Genomic DNA, 26435 nt, shown 5'->3' with positions numbered 1-26435 from the left:
GCTTCGTCATACTAAATCTCCCACCGCAAAGCCAATTGCCGAGGAAACCTCATTGCAAGATTCAAAGTATCTGGAAGACCTCCGCTCCCGCTTCAACTCAGGAGAGGCGCTTGAATTTACGTTTTTCTGGGGACACCAGCGAAGCAAAAGCGGCGTTACAGCGTCGTGCTTCAGCCAGTGGTTCGAGGCCGAATTCGCTGTCGACGGGCAACGCTACGCGACTGCCGAGCATTTCATGATGGCCGAGAAGGCCGCCTTGTTCGGCGATCAGGAAGTTCGTGCTCAAGTGCTCCAGGCACCTACACCCAATGCAGCGAAAGCGCTGGGCCGCAACGTGCGTGGATTCAACGAACAGGATTGGCTGCAGCACCGATATGCAATTGTCGTCCGGGCCAACCAGGCCAAGTTCTCTCAGAACCCGGAGTTGAATGCATTCCTCAAGGACACCGGTTCGCGCATCATCGTTGAGGCAAGCCCGGTTGATAGCATCTGGGGCATCGGGCTCGCCCAGGACCACGAAAACGCGAGGAACCCCAACCTGTGGCAAGGCCTGAATCTGCTGGGGTTCGCGCTGATGCAGGTCCGCGACGGAAGCTGATTCGTCCACTATCACACTCTAGCGATCCAGTCGCGGTGGTGAACACCGCGACCGATCTAGCGAACAGTCATCATGCGACTTGCGCGACCGCCCTCTCATGCTCGCTTTCGTGGACGTAAATCCATGAGTCGTTTCCAGTAGTCGGCCCGTTCCATGATCTGGCCATCCGTGAGCACCACACGAAAATCGTCCGCTGGCAGTCCTCCTGTCCGGGGCCAATGGCGAAGATGGCATACTCCCCCTGAACCTGATCATTTCGGAGACCCCTATGCTTCGCGTGTTTGAACGCAGGCTCGACCCCTTCCCCCCCGACGAGGCGCCGCCACCGCCGGTTGGCCTGATGCGATTTCTGTGGGCCTGCACCCGCGGTGCCCGTGGTTATGTCCTTGCCCTTGCGTTATTGAGCGCCAGTGTGTCGATCTACGAAGCCTGGTTGTTTTCCTTTCTCGGGCAAGTGGTGGACCTGCTCTCGACCTGGCAGGCCGGTGGTGAAGTGAGCGGGCAAGAAAGCCGAGTGCTGTGGGGGATCGCAATCGTGTTGCTCACCAGCATCGGCCTGGTGGCGTTGCGCACGATGGTGCAGCACCAGATTCTGGCGATCAATCTGCCGCTGCGGCTGCGCTGGGACTTCCATCGCCTGATGTTGCGGCAAAGCCTTTCGTTCTTTTCCGATGAGTTCTCCGGCCGAGTCACGACCAAGGTGATGCAGACTGCGCTGGCAGTGCGCGAGGTGCTGTTCACCCTTATCGAAATCGCGCCCGGCATTGGTGTTTACTTTATTGCGATCATCGCGTTGGCCGGTGGCTTTGCCCTGAAACTCATGCTGCCCTTTCTTGCCTGGGTCGCGCTGTTCGGGCTGGCGATGCTGTACTTCGTGCCGCGCCTGGGGCAAGTCGGGCAGGAACAGGCCCATGCACGCTCCTCGATGACGGGGCGTATTTCCGACGCCTACACCAATATCACCACCGTCAAACTGTTCTCGCACTCCAACCGTGAAGCGCATTTCGCACGCGCGGCCATGGAGGATTTCAAGCAGACCGGTTTTCGCCAGATGCGCCTGGTCAGCCAGTTCGAGATCGTCAATCAGGCGCTCGTGGTCGGCTTGATCCTTGGCGCAGGCGGCTATGCCCTCTGGCTCTGGCATCAGGGCCAGGTCGGTGCGGGTGCTGTGGCGGCGATCACCGCCATGGCGCTGCGGATCAATGGCATGTCGCACTGGATCATGTGGCAAATGACATCGCTGTTCGAAAACATCGGCACCGTGCAGGACGGCATGGCGACCCTGACCCGTGGCCCGAAAGTGCAGGATGCGCCGGACGCCGGCCTGCTGGTGCCTTCGGGCGGCGCCGTGACCTTTGACAACGTGCACTTCAACTACAGTGGCGAGCGTCAGGTGCTCGACGGATTGAGTCTGAAGATTCGCGCGGGCGAAAAAATCGGTCTGGTGGGCCGCTCCGGTGCCGGCAAATCCACGCTGATCAATCTGCTGTTGCGGTTCTATGACGTCGACAGCGGTGAGATTCGCATCGACGGGCAGAACATCGCTCAGGTAACGCAAGACAGCTTGCGCAGTGCAATCGGCATGGTGACGCAAGATACGTCCCTGCTGCATCGCTCGATTCGCGACAACATCGCCTATGGCCGCCCGGATGCTACCGATGCACAAGTGCGCAGCGCCGCGATCAATGCCCAGGCCGACGGTTTCATCAGCCAACTGAGTGATCGCCAAGGCCACTCGGGCTATGACACGCTGGTGGGCGAGCGCGGCATCAAGCTATCGGGCGGCCAGCGCCAACGTATCGCCATCGCCCGGGTGATGCTCAAGAACGCTCCGATCCTGCTGCTCGACGAGGCCACCAGTGCTCTGGATTCCGAAGTCGAAGTCGCCATCCAGGAAAGCCTCGATGAAATGATGACGGGCAAGACCGTCATCGCCATCGCCCATCGGTTGTCGACGATCGCGGCCATGGATCGTCTGATTGTCATGGATGAGGGCCGCATCATCGAACAAGGCACCCACACCGAACTGCTGGAAAGAAACGGCACCTACGCGCGACTCTGGCAGCACCAGAGCGGTGGTTTTCTGGGTGAGGATCAAAGGCTGGATGAGGCGATGGATCGGGCGTGAAAATAGGGACGTGAAAATAGGGACAGATTTATTTTTTCGTCCCCACCAAATCGACAAAGCCCTGATTATTCAGGGCTTTGTCGATTCCGGGCTTCCTGGATATTACAACCAGTTCAACGCCCCGGGCACTTCGAGACTTCGCCATTGGCAGCGCCGCAACGGATGAGATCCCTGACGTCCGGGTTTTTAAAGTAGTCAACGTGCGCGTTCAGGGGGCTCTCCATGATCAGGAGCTTGGGTGCATTCTGCACAAATACGTCTGTCACATCGATCCGCGGCCGCCCTCCCGGCGTAGCCTCAGCGTTAGCGTTAGCGTACCAACTCGGGATATGCCAAGTGAGCAGGTCATTTGTGTCATTGAAAGAGACTATCTGAAGGCCGTCGGTATGTTTTCCGCTCTTCGTTTCTACGGTTGATTTTAAATCTGCGAGTTCCGAAAGAACATTTCCGTACACAACCGGTCCTGCGTTTTCTTGCGACTGAAACGAGAGAGCATCAAAGTCACTTACAGGAAATAACTGCCGAAAAAAAGGATGTGCAACGCTATCACTGGAGCGGGCTAGTGGCGGAACTTTGGCCAAACCCAGCAACGAAAGCTGATTCGCCATCATGTAGAAGGCAGGCGTATTCGCGATCATGTTTTCGATGAATCCCTGTGCACTGCTGCGTTCGCTGTAGGGAAAAGGGTTGGTCTTGCTGTCTTTTGTCTGGTCCAGAAGCTGGAGGAACATATCGTAAGTCATGCGACTGCCCAGACTGTGGGTCACGAATAAATTCTTGTGCGGTGTTTTTTTACTTTCCTGCGCAGAGGGCCATATACATTTTTTATTCTTGTCCGTAGGCGTGATGGCATGGCAAATCCCCTCTGCAAGCCCTCGCACCATGGTCTGCCCATAGGTTCCGGTATAGAGAATGGCATCGGACAAGTTCCGGTCAAAAACCTGCTCCTTGATTGTTTTGTCGAGCAAAAGCCTTGGTGGCGCCTGTACCGTTGGCGGAATTTTCGGGTCGGGGAACTCAATGCATGGCTCGCGTTTTTTATTTGCGAAAACAGACGGCGAGTCATATCCAAGCTGATTGCTTTTCAGCCATCGGGTCAGGGGTGACCAGGTAATTTCAATCGCCTCTACGCTCACTGCGCGGTCCCTGTCAGGCAGCGTCAGAGAGTAATTTCTTTTGAGGACGTTCACCCCTGAGTGCGGGTCTTTTTTTCCCCCCATATAGACGTTCACATTGATGAATTCATCAGATTCGATTCCGCCGGGTACGGGTTTCAATCCCATCGCAGCAGCGTTTTTTTCATTCAACCAGCCGTCAGGACCCAGGGCGTAACCCGGACAGTGATCTCCTACACCATGAACAAAAAACAGCCTCACAGGGGTGTTGTCAGGGAGCAGTTTCTGTAGCGGTTTTATAGTGCCTGGAGAGTTATCGCTGGCATTGTAGATAAGCGGGGTGGACGAACAAGCGGTCAAACTCAAAACGATAGTTGCGCAGAGCGCGCGAGGGATGTTCATTTTCAGACTCCTTGCCTATGGATGTAGCTATCCAGTCATGGGCATTGAAGTCATGCAGATTTGAAGCTGGCGGAGCGCACACAGATGCCCATGTTGAGGTTAGGTGTAAAAACCATGGCTGCAACCTGCGCAAACTCGCACAAGCGTCTTGATGAGTCCGCGTGGTGATGGGTAACCCTTGCCTCAACGACCGGTTGACCGGCCTTTGAGGCAAGGAAGATACGCTGAATGACTCAGGCGCTGCTGGCCGCTACGACTGAGCGACTGACCGGCGCACGTTGATCGCGGATTCCCGAAAGAAAAATCCATGACCACTCAGACAGCGCATCACTGCAGATCACAAGCGGAAGTACGATACGTAAGGCAGGAACGGCGAGCGCTTAACCTGAATAGTGTTCATATCAAACACTTCAAGCAGCGCTTGTGTTTCGCCTGGGAAGTGAGGGCAGTTCAGCTCGTCAAAAACCAGAATCGAACCTTTTGACAGTCGTGGCTTGATCGCTTCCAGTACATCCTTCGTCGGCTTATAAACGTCCATATCGAAAATGGCCATCGAGATGAGCGAGTGAGGATTGTCTTCAAGCCATTGTTTCGAGGTCTCTGAAGCATCACCCTTGATCAGGGTGAACTTCTTCAGGTGATTATTGGGGCTCAGCGACTCTTGAGCCTGGAGCAGCCGCTCCAGCAAATTCTCATAACCATCGTCTACATGAAAGTCGCCTGCTTTGACTTGCGCGCCATCTTTCTCGTCAACTTCGGCAAAACCACTGAAGGTGTCGAAGCCAAAGATATGCCGCGAGTAATTGTAGGGTTCCTTGATAGCCCGAAGATTCAGCAACGTTGCCAGACTGCTGCCGTAATGAACGCCAAACTCGCAGATCGATCCCGCAACAGGGAGCATCTCGTCGTACAGGAGGTTAAGGTTCAGGATTCGCGCCAGCGAAGGTCGTGACAGCGTAGCAACCGAAGGCCAGTTCCAGTATTCCCCTGCGATTGTATGAATCTCGCCATGAATATCCCGCAGTTCCTTGTAGGCATCCGCCTGGCTGGGAGGGGTAAAAAACAGCTGACCGTCTTGAGTTTTCATTTACTTTCCATCAAAAAGTTAAGACCGTTCGAAATGAGTTTGCTTTGAATCAGGTACGCCAGTTTGGAAACCTTGGCGTGGATACTGGATATGTTTTGATCCGGCCTGTGCACGAGCCCCATGCCTCCGATGATAATCGCCTCCAGCGTCAACTCGGCGTTCAATATCCGAGACCAGACATGCCGCGAAGCCTCGTAGCCGACGGTACCGCTCTCATATTCATCCGACGCGGTGAGCAATCTGACGGGAACAGGACCGCCCACGGCCTTGTTCAGAAAACGCTCGAGCTGCCCAAGCAGCAAATCAAAGAGTTCTTCACCTGGGGAGTCATGGAGCTGGCTCGTTTTTATGTCGATTCCGGACACACACTGGGTAAACGGCCCTGGATTCCGGCGCAGAAAGTCTTGCGCAAGATCATAGAGCGACCCGCGATCCCAAGAGGCCGGGTATTGGTACAGCGATTGATTCGCGTAATAGAAGCCCTTGTCGAGTCCCAAGTGTTTAAGGTTCGCCGTGGTGGCGGCCTGATAAGACTTGAATCGGGATTCAATCATCTCGTCCGCACTTTGCTTGTCAAAGGACGGGTAGTTGACAGGGAAACTGTCAGCGATGCCGAACTGGATAAAAAAGTAACGGCTTTCAAGCGGGACAGCACTCAAGCATTCATTGAGCGCATCGGTGAGCGCAACCGGATATTCGTGCCAGTTATCATTGGCATGAATAACCGCATCGGTTTCAGACACGACAGTCACAATCGAATCATATTCCGTGAAATCCGGATTGATGAAGCATCTCAACTCCACCCCATCGACGTAATGTGCCTCTTCTGTCAGTTCAACCGGATAGCGACCGGTGAGGCGCTCAATCCGCTTGGAGAGTCCATTCGTCTTGAACTTCGGAACAAAGAATGTGGCATCTGCCAAATGCTGCTGAATGAAAAACTCATCCAGATGATCATCATGGCCATGCGAGATAATGACATTAAGTTTATCGGCCGGAAGAGAAAGCAACTTCTCAATCATTGCTGTTCTGGGTGACGGGTTTTGAATCCAGCCGCCAAACGCAGGAGAAACGTACCAGGGATCAGTAAGAAAATAACTGCCCTTCTCTTCCAGAAGCAATGAGGCGTGATTGACGAACTCTATATCCAACTGCCTAACCCTTCATATATTAATTAATCAAACTGTGAGTTAAGCAAAAGAACAACAACCTCAAAAAAACAACCCGTTGCCAGTTTACTGACAGACCACCACTAAACGCAGCCGCTACACCACTTTGTATACATATTCAATGACCTGCTCAAAAAAATAACACACCCGGGCTCAGTACGAAAAGTAGCAACGCGGGCGTCGCAGCGCGCAGATCAGCAAGGTACTCTGGGCCTGTATCGGCCGCCAAACGCGATTCCACACCTGTCCATTCAACAAAAATACTGAGGTCTTTGATGTTGTTTTCAAAAACGTGGCTCGCACTTGCAGGACTGGCGCTTGGCCTGATCGGCCCCCATGCTCAAGCGAAAGAGCCGCTGCTATACACCCTCAGCGCCTCGACGGTATTGCCAGGCGACGGTCACAGTTGGGGCTTCGCGGCACTGGAACCCAAGGGGCCACGCCTGTTCGTGTCCCGCCGGGAAAACGGACTGTCGGTGTTCGACGTCGAACAGCAACGGTTGGTGAAGACCCTCGACAACTCCGCCGGCGCCAACGCCGTCGCCTTCGTGTCTGAGCGCAATCGGGCGTATGTCGCCAACATGGACGGGACGTTGGGGATCGTGGCGCTGGATCGCCTGCAAGTCCTGCAACGGCTGAAGCTCGATTCCGGCAACCTCAACAATCTGCTTTACGACGCCAGCCGTGACCGGTTGATCGTCACCAGTGGCCGGCGCGGTGATCATTCGACGCTGTACCTGATCGACCCGAAAACCGATCGCCTGACGGACGCGTTGGACGTGCCAGCGCAGAAGCTCGACGGCCCCGTCATTCTTGAAAACGGCAACTTCATTGTGCCCATGCGCGATGAAGACCAGGTCGCCGTTCTTTCCGGAAAGAAACTTGAACACCAGCAACTCTGGACATTCAAAGGCTGCAGCAAGCCCAGCGCTCTGGCCGCGGACGAACCGCATCAACGTCTGTTCGTGGCGTGCCGAGGCGGCGATCCCGTTCTGGTGATCGCAGACCTGAACACGGGCAAGGCCTTCAGCACCCTGCCGATCGGCCGCGCCGTGAACGCACTGGCTTACGATCCCGTGAAAGACCAATTGCTGGTGCCCAGCGGCACCGACGCCAGTCTTGCGATCGTCCAGCGCGACAACCAGGGCCAATACCAACTGCGCGGTACAGTCGGGACGCGGCCGTGGGCCCACAACATGGTGCTGGACACCAAACGCAGTCAGGCCTACCTGTTCACCGCCGACTTCACCCAGCCGGCACCGAGCCGGGAACAGCCTAAGCCCGACCCGGTGTTTCACCCCGACACCTTCACGGTCCTGACCTTCAAGTCGCAGTAAGCGTCAGGATGCCTCGATGATCCCGGCGGCCTCGGCCTGCGTCTTGCGCCGCCGACGCTCGAACCACAGGTACACCACCGGCGTGGTGTAGAGCGTCAGGATCTGCGAAACCGCCAGACCACCGACAATCGCGATACCCAGCGGTTGCCGCAATTCCGAGCCAGCGCCATGCCCGAACGCCAGCGGCACGGCCCCGAGCAACGCGGCCAGCGAGGTCATCAGGATCGGCCGCAAGCGCAACAGGCACCCTTCCCTCACCGCGTCCCGAGGCGACAGCCCTCGCTGCTGCGCCTGCAAGGTGAAGTCGACGATCATGATCGCGTTCTTCTTGACGATGCCGATCAGCAGAATGATCCCGATCATCCCCAGCACCGACAGATCCTGCCCACAGAGCATCAAAGCCAGCAGCGCGCCGAAACCGGCGGACGGCAAGGTCGAGATGATCGTCAGCGGGTGGATCGCGTTTTCATACAACACCCCGAGCACGATGTAGACCGTCAGGATCGCCGCCAGAATCAGCCACGGCTGCGACTTCAGCGAATCCTGAAACGCCTGGGCAGTACCCTGGAAACTGCCCACCACCGTGTCGGGCATCGCGACCGCCAGCGATGCCTGATTGATCGCGCTGACCGCTTCGCTCAAGGCGTGCCCCGGCGCGAGGTCGAAGGACAGGGTAATGGCCGGGAACACGCCCTGATGGTTGATGATGATCGGCACCTGTTCGGTCTTGATACTGGCCAGCAGGTTCAGCGGCACCAAGGCCCCGGAGCTGGCGCGAACGAACAGATGCTCAAGGGTGGCAGTGGACGTCTGCCAACTCGGGTCGAGTTCGAGAATCACATGGTTCTGATCCAGTTGAGTGAACATCGTCGCAATCTGCCGCTGACCGAACGCGTCGTACAGCACGTCATCAATCGCTTGAACGGTCACGCCCAGGCGCGCAGCGGTCGGACGGTCGATCACCAGCGTCGATTGGGCGATCGCCTGTTGCTGGTCAGAGGTGACGTGTTGCAGTTGCGGCAAGGTCTTCAGTTTGGCCAGCAGCACCCCGCTCCAGTGATCCAGCTCGACGCTGTCCGGGTCCTGCAGGGTGTACTGATACTGCGTCTTGCTGGCCCGGCCGCCGATCTGGATGTCCTGGTTGGCTTGCATAAACACCTTGACCCCGGACAACCCGTCCAGCGCCGGTTGCAAGCGCCGGATGACCTCGGCCGCACTCGCCGTGCGTTCACTGAACGGCTTGAGGTTGATCATCACCTTGCCCTGACTGACCGTCGGGTTCGGGCCGATCCAGAAATACACCCGCGCCACTGCCGGGTCCTGGCCGATGATCTCGGCCGCCCGGTTGACCTGCGCACGCATGGCGATCGGCGAAATATCCGCCGCCGCTTCCGCGACACCCTGAATCAGACCGTTGTCCTGCTGCGGGAAGAACCCTTTGGGAATGCCGACATACAGCACCGCCGTGGCTGCCAGCGTGGCAATCGCCACCGCCATGGTGATGCGCTGGTGATCGAGCACCCAGTCCAGACTGCGTCGATAACCGTTGTGCAGTCGATCGAACACGCGCTCGCAGGCCTGGGCAAAGCGCCCCTCCTCCTGATCGGCATGGGGTTTGAGCAGCCACGCGCACAGCATCGGCGTGATGGTCAGGGAGACGATGCCGGACATGATGATCGCCACGCTGACGGTCACTGCAAACTCACGCATCAAGCGCCCGACGATGCCGGACATCAACAGAATCGGCAGGAACACCGCGATCAGCGACACCGTCATCGAAACGATGGTAAAGCCGACTTCGCGCAAGCCATCGACCGCCGATTGCAGGCGCGACTTGCCCATTTCCAGGTGCCGGACGATGTTTTCCATCACCACAATGGCGTCGTCCACCACGAACCCGACGGCAATCGCCAGGCCCATGATCGACAGGTTGTCGAGACTGTAGCCGAGCAAATACATGACGCCGAACGTGGCCACCAGCGACAGCGGAATGGTCAGGCTGGGAATCAGCGTGGCGGTGGCCTTGCGCAGGAACACGAAAATCACCACGACCACCAGCGCAATCGACAGCAGCAAGGTGAACTGCATGTCATTGACCGATGCTTCGATGGTCTGGGTACGGTCGCCCACCACTTGCACCTGCACGTCACGAGGCAATGAAGCGGTCAGCTCAGGCAACTTGGCCTTGATTGTGGCGATGGTCGACAGCAGGTTGAAACCCGGCTGCTTGTGAATGTCGACGATGACCGTGGGCTCGCCACCCAGCTGCGCGGCTTGCTGGGTGTCCTCGGCCCCGGCGATCACCCGGCCAAGGTCGCCCAGTTTGATCGGCATGCCGTTCTTGTAAGCGACGACCTGATCGCGATAGTGCTGCGGATCGAGCAACTGGTCGGTCGCGCCAAGGGTAATCGAACGACTCTGGCCATCGAGCGTGCCCTTGGGCTGATCCAGGGTGCTGACGCCAATCACGCTGCGCACATCTTCGAGGGTCAGGCCCCGTGCGGCCAATGCATCGGGGTCGATCTGCACGCGAACCGCCGGTTTCTGCTCGCCATGGAAATCCACCAGGCCGACGCCGGGCATTTGCGACAGGCGCTGAGCGATGTAGTTGTCGGCGTAGCGATCCAGCTCAGGCAGCGTGCGGGTCGGCGACGTCACCGCCAGCGACAGCACGGTGCCTTCGGCCGGGTTGACCTTGTTGAAGGTCGGCGCGCTGGACATGGTCTTGGGCAGGTTCGGGGTGGCGGTGTTGATCGCCGTTTGTACGTCCTGCGCAGCGCCGTCGATGTCCCGCGACAGATCGAATTGCAGCACGACCTGAGTCTTGCCGGCCGCACTCGACGAGGTCATCGAAGTGACTTGCGGCACGGCGGCGAAGGCGCGCTCCAGTGGGGTTGCCACCGACGACGCCATGGTTTCGGCGCTGGCCCCCGAGAGTTTCGCGGTGACTTGAATGGTCGGGAAATCCACCGTCGGCAGCGGCGCCACCGGCAGCTGGAAGTAAGCGAAAGCCCCCAGCAGCATGACGCCCAGCGCCAGCAGGCTCAGCCCCACACGCCGTTGAATCAGTCCGGCCAGCGCATTCATTGGGCAGCCTCCGCCAGATCGGCGGTGGTATCAGTCTTGACCGGCACAACCTTCAGCCCCGGTGCGACCCGGGACTGGCCCTGCACCACAACGGTTTCGCCCGCATTCAGGCCTTGGCGAATCCACTGTTTGCCGTCCACCACATTGGCGGCGTCCACCAGACGTGGCTGCACCCGCTGCTCGGCATCGACCACGTAGACGAAATTGCCCTGGCGCCCCAGCTGCACCGCATCGGTCGGGACAACGGCCACATCGCGATGGGTCTGCACCAGCAACCGCGCACTGACCAATTCACCCGGCCAGAGTTTGGCGTCAGCGTTGTCGAACTGCGCCTTGAGCTGGATCTGACCGCTGGTCGCCGTCACCTGGCTGTCGATGAAGCTCAGATGCCCATGGGCGATTTCCTGTTGGCCATCCCGGGTCATGGCGACTACTTGCAGGGCGCCTTTGGCGTTCTCTTCGAGGATTTCCGCCAATTCGTCCTGGGACACGGCGAACGCGACGGAGATCGGGTTCATCTGGGTGATCGTCACCAGCCCTGTCGCTTCGGCGCCGTGGGCAATCGCGCCGACATCCAGCAGACGCTGGCCAGTGCGGCCGGTCAGCGGTGCCTTGACCTGAGTGAATTCCAGTTGCAGCCGCGCCGCATCCAGCGCCGCCTGATCGGCCTGTACGGTCGCCTGTTGCGCGGCCAGTTGTGCCCGGTAAGTGTCGACGTCCTGAGTCGGGCCAGCCTTGGCAGCGGCGAGTTTGCTCGCGCGGTCGAGATTGACTCTGAGGTTCGCCAGTTGCGCCTGATCCTTCGCCAGCAATGCCTGAGCCTGAGCGACCTGGGCCTGATAGACCCGCGGATCGATCACCGCCAACAGGCTGCCGGCGGTGACGGTCTGCCCTTCGTTGAACAGGACTTTCTGCAACTCGCCGTCCACTCTCACCCGCACATTGACGCTGTTGAGCGCCTGTACGTTGCCGATAGCACTGATCCACACCGGCAGATCCTGACGACGGACCTGCGTCATCTGCACCGGGATCGCTCCGCTGTCAGTCTTTACCGGTGCGGCCTGAGCCTGTTTGATCCATTGAAAACCGCCGACGGCCACCGCCAGCGAAAGTGCCGCGACGCCCAGGAAAACGGCGCGACGACGTGGGTGCAGGACAGTCATGGGTGAGTCACCTGAGCAGAAGAATTGAGAGCGAGGGCATCAGCGGAAAAGTCGCCGCCCAGAGCGCGGAACAGACCGACAGCCGCTTGCAGGTGTTGCAGGCGCACCTGCAACAGCGTGTCTTCGGCCTGATATTGGGTGCGCTCGACGATCAGCAGCGTCTGGAAGTCCGTGGAGCCGAGGCGATAGCGAACCTGCGCCAGTCGCGCCGCTTCCCGCGCCGAATCCACCGCCGAGGCGTTCAACGCGTAGCTCTTGTCGAGTTCACGGGCGGCGCTGATCTGGGTTTCGACGTCTTGCAGGGCTTCGACGATGGACTCGCGATAACTGGCGGTCAGTTCCTGAACGTGGGCCTGATCGAAATGCAGTTGGCCCTTGAGCTCGCCACCGGCAAACACCGGCTGGCCGAGCGTGCCGATGACGCTCCAGATCTGCCCGCCGGCAAGGGTGTCGATGCCACCCAGCAGATCCAGCGACAGATTGGGCAGGAACGCGGCGCGGGCGACACCAACGTCGAAGTTGGCGGATTTCAGCCGCGCTTCGGCGGCCTGAATGTCCGGCCGCTGGCGCAGCAGGCCGATAGGCAGGCCGGTCGCCGGTTGTGGCACTTGCAAGGCACCGAGGCCGTCGCCCTGCAAATGGAACCCTTGCGGTGGCGCCCCCACCAGCACCGCCAGTTGATACAGCGCCTGATCCCGTTGCTGACGCAAGGGCGGCATCGCTGCTTCGAACGTCTGCATGGCGTTGCGCTGCTGGGCGACTTCGAGATTGGAAACGGCGCCCTGACTGGCCTGGATCTCTACCAGGTCGAGCACCTGCCGGGCATCGTCGGCAATCGACTGAGCCAGACGCAGGCGCTCTTCCAGCGACAGCACCTGAAAGTAACTGTCGGCGATGCTCGCGCTCAGGCTCATGCGCAGAGTCTGGGCATCGAACGCGGTGGCGTTGGCCAGCGCCTCGGCCGAATCGGCGGCGGCGCGCTGCTTGCCCCAGAAATCCACTTCATACGTGGCTTCGGCAAATACACTGCGTTTTTGCGTGGTGCCGTAATTGTTCTGGCGCTGATAGTTGCCGCCCAGGTTCAACGCAGGATATTGCCCGGCGCCGGTCACCTGCGCGGAGGCCCGCGCCTCGTCGATACGGCTGATCGCTGCTTTGAGGGTGAAGTTGGAGGCCAGCCCGCGATTGATCAACTGATCCAGCTCGGCGCTGTGAAACTCGCGCCACCATTGCCCACCCGCCGCCGATTGACCGCCGGAAGCCTCGTTCCACTGCTGGGCCAAGGGCAGTTCGGGTTGCCGATATTCAGGCACCATCGAACAGCCGCCGAGCGTCAGAACGCCCAGCAGGATCAGCGTCGCTGATGATTGAAATGCAACGCGCCGTCTGCGCGCCTTCGTCTTTGAAACCGACATGAGCAAGCTGTCTCCCCCGCTTGAGCCTTTGTGGAGCGATCCACGAATGCGGCGAAGATAGCGAGGGGTGCCTGCCAGAGCGTTCCCCGGCAGATAAACTTTTGTTTAACCTTGCTCGGGCGTCGTCTGGAAGCTGTAGCCGGCACCGGGCACCGTCTTGATCAGCGAATACTCGAAACCGTCATCGAGTTTGCGCCGCAAGCGATGGATGTGTTTGTCGATGACGTTGTTATTGGGGTCGAAGTCGTAATCCCAGGCACTGTCGAGCAACATGTCGCGGGTGACGATCTGGCCGCTGTGGCGCATGAGTTTTTCCAGCAGCAAGGCTTCGCGATGCTGCAACGCAATGACCTTGCCCCGCCGCACCGCGGTACGCGTGGCGCAGTCCAGTTGCAATTCACCCACGACCAATTGCCGTGCCGGCCCGGCGACCTGATCACGCCCGCGCAGCAAAGCTTCGAGCCGCGCCAGCACTTCAGCGAAGGCATAAGGTTTGGCCAGGTAATCATCACAACCAGCCTGCAAGCCTTCGACTTTCTGCTCGGTCGATGCCTGGGCACTGAGCATCAGGATCGGCACCCGCACCTGCCGGGCGCGCAAGGCCTTGATAAGGCCGATGCCGTCGAGGCCGGGCAAGCGCCGGTCGACGACCAGCACGTCGTGAATGCCTTCAAGCGCCATGTCCAGACCGCTGTTGCCATCGCTGGCGACATCAACCACATGCCCGCTTTCGCTCAACCCGCGCAGCAGATAAGCGGCGGTCTGGGCGTCATCTTCAACCACGAGAATGCGCAAGGCACCTACTCCATCAAGCCAACCTGAACTTTTATTTATCCAGCGGGAACGTGGCGCGACCGCAGGCTTTGCCACACTATGCCATCTCTGCCTGATGATGTGAGTGGTTCAAAAGCCATGACCCATGTTCTGGTCGTCGAGGACGACTTGCCCACCCGCCGCGAAATCGAAGCGGCCCTCACCGACCACGGTTTCACCGTGAGTAGCGTCGACAATGGCCGCGAAGGCCTGCTCAAAGCCCTCGGCGAGCCGTTCGACCTGATCGTTCTGGACCGCATGTTGCCTGGTGGCCTCGATGGCCTGGGCGTACTCACCGCGTTGCGGGCCGCCAGTGTGAACACGCCGGTGCTGATTCTCAGCGCCCTGAGTGCGCTCGATGAACGGGTACGCGGCTTGCGTGCGGGCGGCGACGACTACCTGACCAAACCGTTCGAGTTCATCGAATTGACGGCGCGCCTGGATGCCTTGAACCGGCGCCGCGCCGAGCCGGTTGCCCAAACTCAGGAAACCCGTCTGAAGGTCGGCAATCTGGAAGTCGATCTGCTGAGCCGGACCGTCCGACGTGGCGAGCGCACCATCGATCTGGTGCCCCGGGAATACGCGCTGCTCGAACATCTGGTGCGCAATGCCGATCAGGTGGTTACCCGCACCATGCTGTTCGAAGCGGTGTGGAATTACAGCTATGACGAGCGCACCAACGTCATCGAAGTGCACATGAGCCGATTGCGCCGCAAGGTCGACGGCGACGGCGAGCCGCCGATGATTCATACCATTCGTGGAGCCGGGTATGTTCTCCGTTCACCTGAGTGAAATCCCGCGCACCATCAGCTTTCGCACGGCGCTGCTTTTTCTCGGGCTGTTCGGCTGTTCGTTTCTGGCGTTGTTCGGTTACGTCTACTGGCAAACCGCGTTCTACCTGAAAACCGAAGCAGACACGGCCCTCTATCGACAGGTGGAAAACCGCAGCGCACAGCCGCCGGAACTGCAATTGCAGGAGATCCGCAAGCACGCCTTGCAGGACGTCGAAGCGCGTCTGCCTCACAGTCTGTTCGACGCCGACGGTAAATTCATTGCCGGCGTGATCAAGCAACTGCCGCCCTTCTCTGCCTATGACAAGCCGCAGGAATTTCGCTGGCTCAAGTCCAACGGGCATCATCGGCCGGTTCGGTTCATCGTTCATAAACTGGCCGACGGCAAGACCCTGCTGGTCGCCCAGGACGTCCACGACATTCGCGAGTTCGACGAGCTGCTGATCAACGCGCTGATCTCCGGCGGTCTGCTGCTGTTGCTGGTCGGGTTGCTCGGCGCCGTGGTGCTGGGTTATTCGGCGCATCGCCGGCTGGATAAAGTCAGCCGCTCGATCAAAGGCATCATCGAGGGTGACCTGACCGGGCGTCTGCCGGTTCAGGGCAACAACGACGACATCGACCGGCTCGCCTCGGTGGTGAACGGCATGCTCGATGAGCTGGAACGACTGATGAGCGAGGTCAAAGGCGTGTGCGACGACATCGCCCACGACCTGCGCACCCCGCTGACCCGCTTGATCGCCGGCCTTGAACGTACACAGCGCCGGGGCTTGGATGAAGCGCAATACGCCGCCAGCATCGACGCGGCGCTGACGGAAGCCAAGGCCTTGCTGCTGACCTTCAAGGCTCTGCTGCGGATTTCGGAAATCGAAAACAGCGCCCGGCGCAGTCACTTCGCCCCGTTGGACCTGAATCTGATCAGCGCCGATGCCGCCGAACTGTATGAGCCCTTGGCCGAAGAACGCGGCATCAGCCTGACCATCGAAAACAGTCAGACCCCCGCGATCATGGCGGGCGACGCACAACTGCTGTTCGACGCCTTGTGCAACCTGCTCGACAACGCCATCAAATTCTCGCCCGACCACAGCCAGGTGCGGTTGAGCGTAATTGCCGATCAGGACAGCGTCGGGATTCGCGTCACCGACAACGGACCCGGCATTCCCCCGGCCGAGCGTGAAGCGGTGTTGCGCCGGTTGTACCGCGCCGAGTCCAGCCGACACACACCGGGCAACGGGCTGGGGCTGAGCATGGTGTCAGCGGTTGCGCGCCTGCATGACATGCGGGTGACGGTGAGCGATGCGGCGCCGGGCTGTCGGATTGACTTGCTGGGCAAGGCAACGCCGGTTATCGACCGGCCTTGAAAAACGGGCGCCTGTGGATGCCGCCAGCAGCGCCTGATACCACTCGGCAGATGCCCTGGAAAACGCCTTGCACGCAGAATAACGCCGACTATGCTCCCAACAGCTGCCCTACTGGCCATTGGCCTTAAGCGGCTGAACCTCCGGTTTTGCTGTCCGGGCCTCGCAACGCTGATTAGCAAGACGCTATGCACCTGACGACGCCATTGCGGTCGCCGCGGTGTTCCCCAGGAGGGAGTCATGCCTGCACCAGGACAATACCTGATCGCAATCGCGGTCTACGATGGCGTGGATCTGCTCGACGTCAGTGTTCCCTACCAGCCATTCAACTGCATGGCTCCGGTTGAATCGCAGCACGATCCCGCCACCTCACCCCGCCCCGTTCAGTTGAATTCCCTTGATGGACCAGCCATTGCCACCGGTGACGGCATGACCATCGTCAGCGTGCTCAAACGCACAGCCCCCTCCTGACAGCGAGCGTGCAACCAACACTTTTCAAGTTGTTCAGTTGATCAAGGGACACGCGGCCATCGAGGCTGTCGCAGACACGCGCGCAACGACGCAGGGAGCACAACATGGCTTCGCTTCACAGGGTCCTGGTCGGATTGATGATGTGTACAGCCTCCCACGCAGCGCTCGCCGACCTGGCGGCGCAGCCTTTCCTGTCACCGCCCAGGCTTCTTGAAAAGGGCCGGCCCGGCACACTGAAAGCCACCGAACTGGCCGTTGCGCAAACGGGTTGCAATCCGGCGGGCGATATCACCCGCGACGGGCAAACCGTGGAACTCAATCTGCAAGTGCAGAAACGCGAAAACTACATGTACAACCCGGGCAATCCCGATGGCGCCAAGGACAAAGTGATGCTGCGTTCGTATGGCGGCTGCCTGTCGGGGCCGCTCATCGACGTAAGGCCCGGCAACACCCTGCGGGTGCATCTGGACAATCAACTGGATAAAAACGACCCCAGCTGTCCAGGGGGACAGGACCCGGCGAACGGTGACCCCGGCTGCTTCAACACGATCAACCTGCACTATCACGGGATGCACGTTTCGCCAGCGGGCAACAGTGACAACGTGCTATTGAACATCGCGCCGCAAACAAAATTCGAATACGAGATCAACATCCCCACCGATCACCCATCCGGCACTTTCTGGTATCACGCGCACCGGCATGGTTCCACCGCGCTGCAGGTGGCCAGCGGCGCGGCCGGCGCCTTGATTGTGCGCGGCGACCGCCCTTACACCGGCGACAAACAGGGCGACATCGACACCATCCTCAAGGACGCAACCGGGAAGCCGTTTACCGAACAGGTTTTTCTGTTCCAGCAGATTCCCTACGCCTGTTTCAACGACGACGGCACCATCATCACGCAAAAGGATCACACCTGGACGTGCCCCAGCGGCAAGACTGGCGTGGTGGAGAATTTCGACAAGCAGCTCGCTTCGGCCACGGTCTGGGACGAGAGCGGTCGATTCACCAGCATCAACGGCGTGGTGCAACCGACACTGCAAGGCATCGCTGCGGGCGAGATCCAACGCTGGCGCTTTATTCACGGCGGCATCCACGACACCGTGAACCTGCAGATCGTGCCCATGAACACGGCCAGTCCCAAAGCGAGTCTCGCCCTCAAGGGTGTGCTCGGCGGCACGCCAAAGGAACAGGAAGCGATCATCGCCGACCTGTGCCCGGTGACGGTGCCCGACTCCAGCAAACCGGTCGAGCTTGTCCCGCAATTCGAAATTGCCGCCGACGGAATCACGCGCACGGCGATCCGCCCCATAGGCGTGAACAAGAAAAGCATCAGTGGCGGCATCGGCAGCAACTTTCTGCAACCCGGCTATCGCAGTGACGTGCTGCTGATGTTCCCCCGTGACGGCACCTACTGCGTGCTGAACCAGGCGGCAACGCCAGCAGAACGCGCCAACGCCGGGCCTCATGGTGGCCCCGGCGGCCAGGGACCGAACGAAACCCAATTGCTGGCGACGGTCATCGTCTCGGGCGGAAAAGTCGTCACCGACGACCCGCAGCGTTATATCCAGCAAGCGCTCTACGACGGCAACAAATCAGACTCATCGCTGCCCGCCGAGGCCCTGCAAGGACTGCTGACCGGCAACCTGAAGCCGTGGCGCGGGATGGACGACCTCAAGGATGCCGTGGTCAACGATGACATTCAGAAGGTCGACTTCTTCATCGGCAATGCGCCATTCCCGCCCTCACCTCCTGCGACCCCACCGTCGAAACCGGGAGAACCATGGACGGGTGCGTTCGGTTTTTTCATCAACTACAAATCCTATGACCCGGACCGGGTCGACTTCACCCGCCAGGTCAACACCACCGATGACTGGGTGCTGACCTCCCAGGGCGAACCCCACATCTTTCACATTCACGTCAACCCGTTCCAGGTGATGGATGTGCTGTACGCCAAGCCCGGCGAGAAGCCCAAAAGCATCTACGGCCCCAACGGCGAATGCCTGGTGCCGGCCGACGAACTGGGACTGCAAAACCAGTACTGCGGGATGTGGCATGAATTCAAGGACACCCTTTTCGTGCAGAACGACTATCAGGTGCTGGTGCGCACTCACTACGACCGCTACATCGGTGAGTTCGTCATCCACTGCCACATCCTCGACCACGAAGACGGCGGCATGATGACCAACATCCGGATCGTCCCGGACCTCAATGCCGCCGGCGGCGGCATCGGCATGGCCGGCATGAAGCACGCAGCGAATCAACCGTCGGGCACTCATTCACATTGATGTTGCTGCAAACAGAGCAAGGCTGCTGGGCCCTGGCGCCAGACCCTACGTGATGAGGGCCGGCGCTGACGTTGGGCAGACATCACCTAACAGAAATGGAGCAAAGGATCATGACCGCTTCTCGCCAGGATGTTGCAACACTGGGTTCTGGATGGAACAAGACATTACTGAACTACGCACTGGCCATGCGAGCGCTGGACGCATTGCCGATAATGGATCGCAATAGCTGGAAATTCCTTGGTGCCATCCACGGGTTCGAGCCCCAGACATGGATCGACGAGAACCTCATCACGGCGACTGAGCCGATTCCGACGGATTGGACCAACGACACATTTGGCGCTCAGTGTCAGCATGGCAGCTGGTACTTCCTTTCCTGGCACCGCGCTTATCTGTTTGCGTTCGAGTCGATCGTCGCAGCCAAAGTAAAAGAGCTGACCGGCGACGACTGGGCCCTTCCCTATTGGAACTACCTCAACAGCAATAACCCGCAAGCACGGTATCTGCCAGATGCCTTTGTGGCAAAAACATTGCCCGATGGTAGCCCGAACCCTCTGAACAAATACCCTCGTACCCCCGGGATCACTGAATTGCAGCCGGGTGACGGGGATGGGTTCAGTCTCGATGCGATGGATGAAAACGATTTTGTCGTGGGCAACGACGGAACAATTGGATTCGGTGGCGGAGTCATGGGCGATTTCGCTCATTTCGCCAGAAAAACCGGCGACCTGGAGAGCAATCCCCACAACACGGTTCACCGTCTCATTGGGGGATTCATGGCCGATGCCGATCTGGCGGGCCTCGACCCGATTTTCTGGCTGCATCATTGCAACATCGACCGGCTCTGGGAGGCGTGGATGAACACGCCGGGCAAGACGATGGTTCACAATCCGCTGTGGTCCAATGGCCCGGTAAATCGTAGCTTCATCATGCCAGCTCCCGGCGACAACGCACCTGGAGTAACCTTTACCAGCAAGGACACGTTGAAAGGTGGCAAGTATTATCGGCCCTATGATGATTTGATCACAGGCACGGGTGTAACGCCGGGAGTTCATGCAGTGGCACGGGTCAATATGGGTTCGCCCGGTAACCAAACCGTTCTGCCAATCGGCGCCAACACTTCAGTGGTCAAGGTCGGGGGCACAGCGGTAGACACCCACATCGACCTCGAACCGACGGCCACCGCCAAGAGCGTCGCCACCATGGGCGCGACAGCACCGGGCAAGGAAGTGGCCCGGCTCTATCTTTCCCTGGAGTCAGTGCGCGGCTCCGCGCCATCACCTCTCCTGCAGGTTTACGTCAACCTGCCCGAAGGCGCCGACCCGGCACTCAATCCCGACCGACTGGCCGGCAACCTGACACTCTTCGGACTCAACGTCGCTTCAAGACAGAACGGGCCCCACGCCGGCACCGGGTTGGGCTATACCATCGACATCACCGATCTCGCCCAGCGGCTGACAGACGCCGGAGACTTCGACCTGGATCATCTGCGAGTGACGCTGGTGCCGGGAGAACAGATCTCGGATGCCAAACCCGTGACGGTCGAACGCATCAGCGTTCTCAAGCGAAGTGGTGTCGTGAGCTGAGGGTCGACGTCATGCGACCAGGCCTGGTTCTACGCAGCTTCACCTACGCTCCCTGGCCATTGCTGTTGGCCACGGCGGGGCTCGGCCTGGCGCTGTCCCTTTACAACGATGTGAGTGCCGAAGGCCCGGCCTTCTGTGTGGCGGTAAATGGGCTATCGATCATCACCAGTTGGCCCGCTGCGCTGCAAGCGGAGCTGGCATTGAACCCACTTCACCGCATTCTGGCGGGTTGGTTCCTGATGCTGCTGGCCATGATGCCGCCGCTGTTGGCGATGCCGCTCATGCATGTCTGGCGCTCCAGCCTGCCCAACAGGCGAATACGGGCGTCAGTCATGTTTCTGCTCGGCTACTGCGCGCTATGGATGGCCATCGGCCCGCTTCTGTCGGCCTTGGCGTTGCTGCTGCAGATCACTGCGGGAAAAAGCGCGCTGGTCGTGGCAATCCTCATTGCCCTGCTATGGCGCATGGGGCCGTGGCACCGCGCGGCACTCATTCGTGGCCATCAACCGCGGCGAATCGGTCTGTTCGGCTGGACCGCTGACAGGGACTGTCTGGCCTTCGGCATGACCCACGGCCTGTTTTGCATTGTGTCGTGCTGGGCATGGATGTTGGTGCCGCTGGTCAGCGGGGCCTGGCACATTCCGGTGATGCTGCTGGCGGGCGCCATCATGCTGGCTGAACGGCTCACGCCTCCGGGTCCTCGGCGCGGGTACTGGCCGCTGTTTTTTTCTCCTGTTCACCTTTACACCCTCCTCACCAAACCCAACAAGGAGCGTCGTCATGGTTAGGCGTGCATGTCTGGCAATTGGAGTGAGTACTGTAACGACTGTTGCAAACCTGCCTCTGAGTTTCGCATATCTGGACGGCGCCATTTTCGCCGCCCGCTCAATGGGTGAATGGGCCCTGCGCTCGGGTTTCGGTGCTGACAATGTAAGAGTCGTCGACGACGGTGACATACGCGGCCAAGTGATTCCAGTCACGCGTGAACGGGTACAAAAAGCTGTCGATGAGTTGTTTCCCGCAGGTGCCGACGTCGTTGACCAACTGATCCTGGCATTTTGCGGGCATGGACTGACCGATGCGAATTTCGGTTCGATTTCCTGGCTGTTCAGCGACTCGTTGCAGCTGAAGTACCGAGTCGTGGCTGACTCTTTCTATGCAGAATTACTGCTGCACGGCATCAAGCGCATCACACTCATCAGCGATGCCTGCCGCGAAGCGCCCCAGGGTCTGGAGTTGATGCGGCTTGATGGTGTACGCGGGATCGTAGTCCAGGGCACTCAAGTGGATAGCCCTCGATTCGATCGCCTCGCATCCTGCCAGGACGGACAGCTCGGCTACATGGTCCATGATCCGGCAGCAGCGGCGCCGGGAAAGTGTGTGTTTTCCGGGGTTGTCGCGGATGTGCTCTGGGGGCAGGAGCCGAGTGCGATCGAAGACGGGGTGATTACCACCTCGACGCTGGGTAAATGCGTTCGCACGCTTACTACCGAGCGTGCCAGCGAATATCATCTCAAGCTCAATCCTCAATGCCAGGTCGATCCCGAATCGGTGGTGCTTTACGACACGACTATTCCACTGCAAGGCCCTGCCGATCTGCAACCCTGGCCTGCCGGAAACAATGTGGCGAAACTGGGCGCAGAGGCAGCAGTGGGCGTACCGGATTCCGCCGACCACATCCTTGAACGGGTACAGATCGACGGTACTTTCCGGGATCGCATGCTCGGCAAGAATTTCGGGCTCAAACGTTTCAACCTGACGGCTCCGCTCAGTCATGCCATTCCAATACCCGTGGACAGCAAAGAGTTACTGAAGAGCCTGGCTGAACTGCGCGAGGCCGTAGTCCGGATTCCCGGCAAGCAGCAAAAGATCAAGGCGCTGGTTCAACAACTTGAATCCGAAGCCGCCGCCGGAGAGGTTCGAAACCGACTGGAGCAGATCGAACAGATTGGCAGCGCAAACCTGATCGTTTGGGGCAATAAGGTGAAAACCCTGTCCGGCAGTCGGATCAAGCAGCTAGGGATCAAATCCCATTCCATTGAGTTTCACGTTGATCCCGATGCCAACGGCACCCCTGTTCTGGTGGAACTGAGCGACGGGCAGTTTACCCCGGTTGTGCCTTATGACGGTTTGTACTCGGTGGTCACCTCCAGCACCGGAGGAAACGTTTTCCAGGCCTATGGGGTTCAAGGTTCTCCCGATCGGTACCAGGTTGCCTTGCAGGCCATTGACGACTTCGTGGCAGGCCGACTGCAAGTCGACAGTCTTGACCGACTGGCCGCCGACCTGCGGCACGAAAAACATGCCGACCCGATGCTGGGCGTCATCTGCGCCTATCTCTATCGAGCGGTGGCCGACTACGACAACATCCGTCGCATGGCTTACTTCTACGTCACCCAAGGCCAGGCCGTACCCTATGACATCGCCCTGCTCGGGGCGATGCAGGTGTCACGAGACGAACAGGGCAATCTACGGCTGAGTGTGCCAGCGGTGAAGGCACGCGAGTCGCGACAGAACACGCCATCACTCCCTGACTACGCCACCCAGGCAACGCCTGCCGTGGAAGCCCGTATTGGCGGCCGATGCCCATGGCTTGGACTTGGCTGGGATTATGTCAACGATCCTCGGCCGGAATGGGCCGTGCTTGTCGAAGGGCTTGCGGGTCATGCAGCGAATGTTCGCCGCAGCGGCTCGACAGCGTTGCCTCCGGACTCTGCACAACAACTGGCAAAGGACTGGGGCCTGCTGCCGGGTTGATCGGCGGACGGTCACATGACTCACAACCTCGCTCGATCGGATCACCTCTGACCTGAGAACTGACAGGGCTCAGAGGTGAATCCGTCACCGCCTCAACCCACCGCCCGCAACCATTCCAGCAAATCCGTTTCCAGGCTGCCCGGCTTGGGAGGTGTGGGCGACAGCAAGCAATAATGCGAGCCGTCTTCAACAAACCCGGATGGCGCGACCAATACGCCGCTCTGGATATCGTCGCGAACCAGGTGCCACGGCCCCATGGCCACTCCAAGACCAGCAACCGCTGCCTGAATACTGAAATAGAAGTGTTCGAAGGACTGCATCTGCGTCGCTGGAACCGGCTGCCCTGTTGCGGCGGCCCATTCCTGCCAGGCGGTGGGTCGGCTGCTCGTTTGCAGTAGAGGGGCCGTGGCGCGGAGACATTTGCCGCTTTCATCGAACCATTGGCCGACCCTTTCCGGTCGACAGACAGGCCCGACCTTCTCGGCAAATAACCTCTCGGCGTGGTAACCGGACGGACGGGGAAAATCGTCTCGCCGAATGGCCAGGTCTATCCCCTGCTCAAAGGAAAAGAGACCACCGCCGGCCACCAGATGGATGTCCGGGCCACGATGTTGTGCCTGGAACTCACTCCAGCGCGGGATCAGCCACCGCATCAACAGCGTTGGCTCGCAGGACAGGACCAGCCGCCGCGCACGGCGTGCCTCGCTGCGTATCTCGCGGACGGCATGGTTCATCACCCCAAGCCCTTCACTCACCGCGGTCAGCAGTCGTCTTCCAGCGTCCGTCAGGAAAACCCTTCGCTTGCGCCGCTCGAACAGGTCAACGCCCAGGTCCTCTTCAAGCAGGCGCACGGCCCGGCTGATGGCGCCGGGTGTCAGATGCAGTTCATCAGCCGCACGGGCGAAGTTTTCAAGCCGGCCAGCAGATTCGAAGCAACGCAGCGCCAGCAGAGAAGGCATTCTCGATTCGGATTTCAGTGATTCAAAGTCACTATCTACTTCAGAAATCATCGTTAGTTCCAGCGCACGACATCTGTAAACATGGCTTTCTATCACCAACCACCGCAAGGTTCCACCATGAGTGAATGGATAGCCGTAATCACCATAACACTGCTGGCATGCATCAGCCCCGGGCCGGATTTCGCCATGGTCTCTCGCAACGGCTTGCTGCTCTCTCGACGCGCAGGCGTTCTCACTGCGATGGGCATTGGTTTGGGGGTGCTGGTTCACGTCGGCTATACGCTGCTCGGGCTCGGATGGGTGCTTCAGCAAACACCTTGGTTGTTCAACGCGCTGAAGCTGGCCGGGGCTGGGTATCTCGTCTATCTGGGCATCAAAATGCTTCGCTCAAGGCCCGATGTTCAGCCGCAGGATGCGCCGCCACCTGCCCTGTCGGATCTGGCCGCGCTGCGTACGGGGTTTCTCACGAACGCGCTGAACCCCAAAACCTCGATTTTCATCGTGAGCCTGTTCATGGGTGTCGTCCGACCGGACACGGGTCTGGCGGTGCAACTGGCCTATGGACTGTTCATCGCCGGGGCGCATGTGGTGTGGTTCAGTCTGGTTGCGCTGTGCTTTTCGGCCGGGAGAGTGCGCGAGAAGCTGATGGCGGCACGGCTGTGGATTGACCGGGCGTTTGGCGGCCTGCTCGTGAGCTTCGGGATACTGCTGAGCCTCTCTCAACGCTCAGGATGATCCGGCCGCTACACAGCGATACATTACCCCCCGCTGCAGGACACATCCCGGGTACATGCCGATGCAAAAGTGTGGGCCATCGGAACCTTCGTTTCCGACTCCATCACTCACTCAGGCAGGCATTCCCATGATCAATCAAATCGACACCGTGCTGTACACCGGCAAGACCCGCACCACCGGCGGGCGCGATGGCGCCTCGCGCAGTTCGGACGGCAACCTGGACATCAAACTGTCGCCACCCGGCTCCGCTGGCAGCGGCACCAACCCGGAGCAATTGCTGGCGGCCGGTTGGTCAGCCTGCTTCATCGGCGCCATGGGCAAGGCCGCTGCCGCATTGAAAATCAAACTGCCGGCCGATGTGGCGGTGGAAACCGAAATCGATCTGGGCAAGACCGGCGATGCGTTTTTCCTGCAGGCACGTTTGAATGTCAGCCTGCCGGGGCTGGAAACTTCGGTCGCCCAGACACTGGTGGAAGCCGCGCACCAGACCTGCCCGTACTCCAAGGCCACTCGCGGCAATATCGACGTGACCCTGCGCCTGATCTGAAACAGGTTTACGCCGGTTTCATCCTCAAACGCCCGAAGCACTGCTTCGGGCTTTTTTTTACATCACTCGTGTGCGGCATACCGGCGTGACAGTCAGCGAGAACCGGCCAGCGTCTTGCGCATGAAAACCCGGGCAAATCCCTCCTCGGTGGCGCGATGGGTTTCCACAAACCCAAGCTTTTCATAGATAGCGATGTTCTCGGTCATCCGCTCGTGGGTGTACAACCGCACCGCTTCGCAGCCGGCACTCAACGCATGCTCTTCACAGAACGACATCAGCACTTTGCCCAGGCCTTTGCCCTTGTGCCGAGGCGAAACCGCGACGTTGATCAGCAGCAGCTCCTGGCCTTCCCGGCTCATCACCAGCACACCGAGGATTTCATCGTTGTCGGTCAGCACGAACGTATCGGTTTCGCGCAGCACTTGCTCGTAGTCATCGAGCATGGGCGCGGGCTTGCGGCCGATTCGGGCGATGTAGGGGCTGTAGGCCTCATCGACCAGCGCGGCGATGGGCGCGGCGTCTTCGGATTGAGCACGGCGAAGGGTCTGCAAGGGATGCCTCTTCAGTGACGATGAATAAGACGTTCAGCATGCGATGGATGGCGTTCGTTGCCAACGCCGGGCCTTTGAATTTCTGAC

At 59.5% G+C, this 26435-nt stretch carries 21 protein-coding genes; 12 read left to right on the top strand and 9 right to left on the bottom strand.

Features of this window, described 5'->3' with window-relative positions:
* Window positions 1-52 precede the first annotated feature (52 nt).
* Window positions 53-598, top strand: a complete 546-nt coding sequence (ybiA, locus tag AC1RMX_RS03980) for a riboflavin biosynthesis intermediates N-glycosidase (RefSeq protein WP_096821793.1) — start codon at window positions 53-55, stop codon at window positions 596-598.
* A 268-nt stretch (window positions 599-866) separates the two neighbouring features.
* Entirely contained in the window at window positions 867-2726 is a 1860-nt protein-coding gene (locus AC1RMX_RS03975; RefSeq protein WP_493070549.1) for an ABC transporter ATP-binding protein, read from the top strand.
* Window positions 2727-2839: 113 nt separating this feature from the next.
* Here the strand turns inward: AC1RMX_RS03975 and AC1RMX_RS03970 are convergent, their stop codons facing one another.
* From AC1RMX_RS03970 to AC1RMX_RS03960, 3 genes are all read right to left on the bottom strand, one after another.
* Window positions 2840-4243 (bottom strand): hypothetical protein, encoded by a 1404-nt coding sequence (locus tag AC1RMX_RS03970; RefSeq protein WP_493070547.1) that lies wholly within the window; start codon window positions 4241-4243, stop codon window positions 2840-2842.
* A 337-nt stretch (window positions 4244-4580) separates the two neighbouring features.
* Window positions 4581-5330 (bottom strand): class I SAM-dependent methyltransferase, encoded by a 750-nt coding sequence (locus tag AC1RMX_RS03965; protein WP_096821790.1) that lies wholly within the window; start codon window positions 5328-5330, stop codon window positions 4581-4583.
* Complete coding sequence (locus tag AC1RMX_RS03960) at window positions 5327-6481, bottom strand: MBL fold metallo-hydrolase (RefSeq protein ID WP_141401797.1); 1155 nt, start codon at window positions 6479-6481, stop codon at window positions 5327-5329. The genes AC1RMX_RS03965 and AC1RMX_RS03960 overlap by 4 nt, the downstream gene beginning before the upstream one ends.
* 293 nt (window positions 6482-6774) lie before the next feature.
* On the opposite strand from AC1RMX_RS03960, the gene AC1RMX_RS03955 reads away from it, so the two are divergent.
* Window positions 6775-7836 (top strand): YncE family protein, encoded by a 1062-nt coding sequence (locus tag AC1RMX_RS03955; RefSeq protein ID WP_493070545.1) that lies wholly within the window; start codon window positions 6775-6777, stop codon window positions 7834-7836.
* A gap of 3 nt (window positions 7837-7839) precedes the next feature.
* Here AC1RMX_RS03955 and AC1RMX_RS03950 read toward each other — a convergent pair whose 3' ends face one another.
* The 4 genes from AC1RMX_RS03950 to AC1RMX_RS03935 form a co-directional block, all read right to left on the bottom strand.
* On the bottom strand, window positions 7840-10923 hold the full coding sequence (locus AC1RMX_RS03950; RefSeq protein ID WP_493070543.1) for an efflux RND transporter permease subunit: 3084 nt from the start codon (window positions 10921-10923) through the stop codon (window positions 7840-7842).
* Window positions 10920-12086 (bottom strand): efflux RND transporter periplasmic adaptor subunit, encoded by a 1167-nt coding sequence (locus AC1RMX_RS03945; protein WP_493070541.1) that lies wholly within the window; start codon window positions 12084-12086, stop codon window positions 10920-10922. Before AC1RMX_RS03945 ends, AC1RMX_RS03950 begins: the two co-directional genes overlap by 4 nt.
* Window positions 12083-13501 (bottom strand): efflux transporter outer membrane subunit, encoded by a 1419-nt coding sequence (locus tag AC1RMX_RS03940; RefSeq protein ID WP_493070539.1) that lies wholly within the window; start codon window positions 13499-13501, stop codon window positions 12083-12085. Before AC1RMX_RS03940 ends, AC1RMX_RS03945 begins: the two co-directional genes overlap by 4 nt.
* A gap of 105 nt (window positions 13502-13606) precedes the next feature.
* Window positions 13607-14296 carry a response regulator transcription factor gene (locus tag AC1RMX_RS03935; RefSeq protein ID WP_493070537.1) on the bottom strand — a complete coding sequence of 230 codons (690 nt, stop codon included), beginning with the start codon at window positions 14294-14296 and terminating at the stop codon, window positions 13607-13609.
* Window positions 14297-14413: 117 nt separating this feature from the next.
* Between AC1RMX_RS03935 and AC1RMX_RS03930 the strand changes: the two genes are divergently transcribed.
* From AC1RMX_RS03930 to AC1RMX_RS03900, 7 genes are all read left to right on the top strand, one after another.
* Window positions 14414-15106, top strand: a complete 693-nt coding sequence (locus AC1RMX_RS03930) for a response regulator transcription factor (protein ID WP_493070535.1) — start codon at window positions 14414-14416, stop codon at window positions 15104-15106.
* The gene (locus tag AC1RMX_RS03925) at window positions 15084-16463 is read left to right on the top strand and encodes a sensor histidine kinase (RefSeq protein WP_493070533.1); all 1380 of its coding nucleotides are present in this window, start codon (window positions 15084-15086) and stop codon (window positions 16461-16463) included. The genes AC1RMX_RS03930 and AC1RMX_RS03925 overlap by 23 nt, the downstream gene beginning before the upstream one ends.
* 237 nt (window positions 16464-16700) lie before the next feature.
* Entirely contained in the window at window positions 16701-16931 is a 231-nt protein-coding gene (locus AC1RMX_RS03920) for a type 1 glutamine amidotransferase family protein (RefSeq protein ID WP_096821781.1), read from the top strand.
* A gap of 104 nt (window positions 16932-17035) precedes the next feature.
* Window positions 17036-19216, top strand: coding sequence for a multicopper oxidase family protein (locus AC1RMX_RS03915; protein ID WP_493070530.1), 2181 nt, complete (start codon window positions 17036-17038; stop codon window positions 19214-19216).
* 110 nt (window positions 19217-19326) lie between these two features.
* A complete protein-coding gene (locus AC1RMX_RS03910) occupies window positions 19327-20799 on the top strand; it encodes a tyrosinase family protein (protein WP_096821779.1) in 1473 nt (490 codons plus the stop codon).
* A gap of 11 nt (window positions 20800-20810) precedes the next feature.
* A complete protein-coding gene (locus tag AC1RMX_RS03905; protein WP_493070528.1) occupies window positions 20811-21587 on the top strand; it encodes a copper chaperone in 777 nt (258 codons plus the stop codon).
* Entirely contained in the window at window positions 21580-23556 is a 1977-nt protein-coding gene (locus tag AC1RMX_RS03900) for a hypothetical protein (RefSeq protein WP_493070526.1), read from the top strand. Before AC1RMX_RS03905 ends, AC1RMX_RS03900 begins: the two co-directional genes overlap by 8 nt.
* 92 nt (window positions 23557-23648) lie before the next feature.
* Here the strand turns inward: AC1RMX_RS03900 and AC1RMX_RS03895 are convergent, their stop codons facing one another.
* The gene (locus AC1RMX_RS03895) at window positions 23649-24566 is read right to left on the bottom strand and encodes a LysR family transcriptional regulator (RefSeq protein ID WP_493070524.1); all 918 of its coding nucleotides are present in this window, start codon (window positions 24564-24566) and stop codon (window positions 23649-23651) included.
* 66 nt (window positions 24567-24632) lie between these two features.
* On the opposite strand from AC1RMX_RS03895, the gene AC1RMX_RS03890 reads away from it, so the two are divergent.
* Both AC1RMX_RS03890 and AC1RMX_RS03885 read left to right on the top strand, forming a co-directional pair.
* A complete protein-coding gene (locus AC1RMX_RS03890; protein ID WP_096821775.1) occupies window positions 24633-25250 on the top strand; it encodes a LysE family translocator in 618 nt (205 codons plus the stop codon).
* A 127-nt stretch (window positions 25251-25377) separates the two neighbouring features.
* The gene (locus AC1RMX_RS03885; protein ID WP_102622284.1) at window positions 25378-25797 is read left to right on the top strand and encodes an organic hydroperoxide resistance protein; all 420 of its coding nucleotides are present in this window, start codon (window positions 25378-25380) and stop codon (window positions 25795-25797) included.
* Window positions 25798-25889: 92 nt separating this feature from the next.
* On the opposite strand, the gene AC1RMX_RS03880 is transcribed toward AC1RMX_RS03885, so the two are convergent.
* A complete protein-coding gene (locus tag AC1RMX_RS03880) occupies window positions 25890-26348 on the bottom strand; it encodes a GNAT family N-acetyltransferase (RefSeq protein ID WP_493070521.1) in 459 nt (152 codons plus the stop codon).
* Between the last annotated feature and the right edge of the window lie 87 nt (window positions 26349-26435).

Source organism: Pseudomonas sp. GW822-FHT03F04, assembly GCF_058801405.1.
Note: the sequence above shows the minus strand (reverse complement) of the source record. Positions and strands in the feature narration are given on the sequence as shown.